The organism is Burkholderia sp. Ac-20392 (genome assembly GCF_017104585.1).
Lineage (GTDB): Bacteria > Pseudomonadota > Gammaproteobacteria > Burkholderiales > Burkholderiaceae > Burkholderia > Burkholderia lata.
Genome location: NZ_JAAGPB010001077.1, coordinates 1 through 876, shown reverse-complemented (window position 1 = coordinate 876; position 876 = coordinate 1). Strand labels below are relative to the sequence as shown.

Here is an 876-nt window from a genome sequence, read left to right as displayed (position 1 = left end):
GCAGCGCGCGCGCCGCGATCAGCATCGCGGGTGCGCTCGCGGCGCCGCACGCAAGCGACGCCAGCGCGAACAGCACGAGGCCGGCGATGTACAGGCGGCGTGCGCCGAAGCGGTCGCCGAGCGCGCCGCCCGACAGCATCAGGACTGCAAACGCGAGCGTGTACGCATCGACGACCCACTGCAGGCCGGCAACCGGCAAGTGCAGGTCGCCGGCGAGATGCGCGAGCGCGATGTTGACGATCGTCACGTCGAGCTGCGTGACGACGAAACCGGTGCTGACGGTCGCGACGACGCGGGCGAGCGCGGACGGGAAGGCGGGGGTGGGGGCGGTCGTATCCATGCGTCAATCGTAGGACGCGACCGGCAGGCGATGTTTCAGCGAAACGTGAAGCGTCGAAACGCCGGATGCGAAGCAGGGGGGGAACGACGCAGGCTGTGGCGCGATTTACCGAACCGTGCTGCTACGGGCATTGATGCGCGCTCAGCGCGGGCCCGCGGCTGCGTTCTTCAGTGCCGCTCGCCGCGCCAGCGTCCCGGCGCCACGCCGAAGCGCTTCGTGAACGCATGCGTGAACGTGCTTTGATCCGCGAAGCCGACCATCCCGGCGATATCGACGAGCGGATACCGGCCGTCGGCGAGCAGGATCACGGCCGCGTCGAGCCGGAGCCGCTGCAGGTAGCGATGCGGCGTTTCGCCGAACGCGTCGACGAACAGTTGATGAAAGCGGCGCATCCCGTAGCCGCAGTGCGCGGCGAGATCGGCGATGCGCAGGGGCTCCGCAAGCCGCGCGCGCAGCCAGTGGTCGATGCGCGCGAAATCGAGGCCCGAGGCGGGCGCGGCGATCGCGCGTTCGTCGAGCAGCGCGCCACACAGCCG

General features: G+C 70.2%; 2 protein-coding genes. Both read right to left on the bottom strand.

Annotated elements, in window-relative coordinates; translation table 11 throughout:
- Nucleotides 1–340, bottom strand: a 340-nt coding sequence (locus tag G3N99_RS40875; RefSeq protein WP_206125270.1) for an MFS transporter, incomplete at its 3' end; no start/stop codon positions are given.
- Nucleotides 341–507: 167 nt separating this feature from the next.
- A partial coding sequence (locus G3N99_RS40870; protein ID WP_206125269.1) for an AraC family transcriptional regulator occupies nucleotides 508–876 on the bottom strand: 369 nt, incomplete at its 5' end.